Origin of the sequence: Alienimonas sp. DA493 (genome assembly GCF_043951915.1) — a bacterium.
Classification (GTDB): Bacteria; Planctomycetota; Planctomycetia; order Planctomycetales; family Planctomycetaceae; genus Alienimonas.
The window spans coordinates 1-2,017 of record NZ_JBINJD010000302.1 but is presented as its reverse complement, the minus strand read 5'-3'; the positions used below and the strand labels follow the sequence as shown (position 1 = coordinate 2,017).

Sequence of the window (2,017 nt, the reverse complement as noted above, 5' to 3'; positions counted from 1 at the left end):
ACCGGCACCAACGCCACCGGCACCAACGCCACCGGCACCAACGCCACCGGCACCAACGCCACCGGCACCAACGCCACCGGCACCAACGCCACCGGGACGACCAGCACCGGGGCGACTGGCGCCGGGACCGCGGCGGCTGGCACGCCGCAGACCACGGACAGCAGCCCCGGCCTCGCCAACGACGACTCCGTCACTCCGGCCGGCAGCCTGTCGAACCCCGGCCAGACGATCGATACCACCGGCGCCGACGCCAACGTGCCCGGCGTCAGCGGGACCAACGCCGGCGCCAACGCCGGCGCCGCCGCCGGCGTGACGGGCGGGAATGCCGGCGCCGTCAGGCCCGGCATGACGGGCAGCAGTCCCGGTCTCGCCAACGGCGCCCTCACCCCCGCCGGCAGCCTGTCGAACACCGGTCGAACGATCGACACGACCGGCGCCGACGCCAACGTGCCCGGCGTCAGCGGCAACGCCGCGGCCGGCGCCGCCGGCGGCCTGACCGGGGCCGGAGGCCTGACCGGAACGGGCACCGCCACGGGGGCGGGCAGCCTGACCGGGACCGGCGCCCTCTCCGGGACGGGTCTGTCCGGGACTGGAAGCTTGACCGGCTCCGGCAGCATCACCGGCACGGGAACCGGCCTGACGGGAACGGGTACCGGCGCGCTCGGCGGCCTCGGCAACGTGCCCTACGGCAACCTGCCTTACCTTGGCAGCCTCGTCGGCCTCGGCGGCGCCTACGGCGGCTCGATCTACAATCGGGGCTACCGCAACTACGGTCCGAGCCCGGCTCAGGTTGCCGCCGCCCGTGAGGCCGCCGCGCACGCCGCCCTCGGCATCGACGCCGAGGACTACTTCCCCGGTCAGTACCCGCAGGAACTCGAACCGGCGAACAACCCGCCGGAGGACGGCGACCGCCGGTTCGGCGACCGACTGCTGCCGTACGATCGGATCATCGGCGTGAACAACCGGCCGATCGACAACCACTCTGAGTTGAACCGCGCCCTGCGGAACTACGACGGCGACGTGCTGACGCTGAACGTGATCCGCAACGGCGAACGCCTCAACCTTCGCCTGCCGAAGCGGAAGGCCGTCGAAGCGGCGAACTGAGCCGCCGCTCCGTTCTCAGAGACCGACGCCGCCGGCCCCGCCGGCGGCGTTTTTCGTTCCCTCCTTCAGAACTTCAGCCGCAGGCCGTCGTGGGCCGGTCGAACGTGCGGCGGCAGCCGCGATTCGACCTCCGCGTGGAGCAGATCCGTCGAGATGTGCGTCAGCCAGGTCTGCTCGGCCCCAATCCGCTCCGCGGCTTCCAGCGCCTCGCCGATGCTGAAGTGCGTCGCGTGCGGGCGGTCCCGCAGGGCGTCGATCACCAGCGTCTTCACCCCACGGAGCTGTCGGTAGGACTCCTCCGGAATCTCGTTCACGTCGGTGCAGTAGGCGAACGATCCGAAACGAAACCCGAGGATCGGCATTCGGCCGTGGTTCAGGCGGACCGGGAGCACCTTGAGTCCCAGCACGTCTACCGCCCGCCCGGGCTCCAGCCCCTGCAGCGAGAATCGGGGGACCGCAAAACTGTGGGCCCCGGCCGGCGGTTCGCGGAAGGCGTAGCCGAACATCGTGCGCAGCTGCTCCCCCACGTCCGGCTCGCAATACAGCGGCAGGGGCGAGTCGAGGCGGAAGGAGCAGATCCGCAGGTCGTCCAGCCCGGTGACGTGGTCGGCGTGACCGTGGGTGAAGATCCCGGCGTGCACCATCGGCACGCGTTCGCGGACCAGCTGCAACCGGAGTTCCGGCGGCGTGTCGATGACGAAGTTTCCCCGCGGCGCCGGCACGAGCACGCCGCAGCGGGTGCGGGCGTCGCGGGGATCCTCGGAGCGACAGGCGGGCGTATCGCAGCCGATGGCCGGTACGCCGACGCTGCCGCCGGTGCCGGTCAGAATCAGCTCCCGTCGTCCCGCGTCTCGGGCCAAAGGCGGGAAGCCGGGCCGCCCAAACGGGTCCGCCGGCGGGTCTTCGTCCGTCC

General features: G+C 72.1%; 1 protein-coding gene and 1 pseudogene. One reads left to right on the top strand and one right to left on the bottom strand.

Annotated features, from left to right (window positions below; genetic code table 11):
• Window positions 1-1,104 (top strand): annotated as a pseudogene (locus ACG2DA_RS22580) (hypothetical protein); the annotation flags it as partial.
• A gap of 65 nt (window positions 1,105-1,169) precedes the next feature.
• Here the strand turns inward: ACG2DA_RS22580 and ACG2DA_RS22575 are convergent.
• Window positions 1,170-2,017: MBL fold metallo-hydrolase (locus ACG2DA_RS22575; protein ID WP_395258925.1), on the bottom strand; the 848-nt coding region annotated here is incomplete at its 5' end.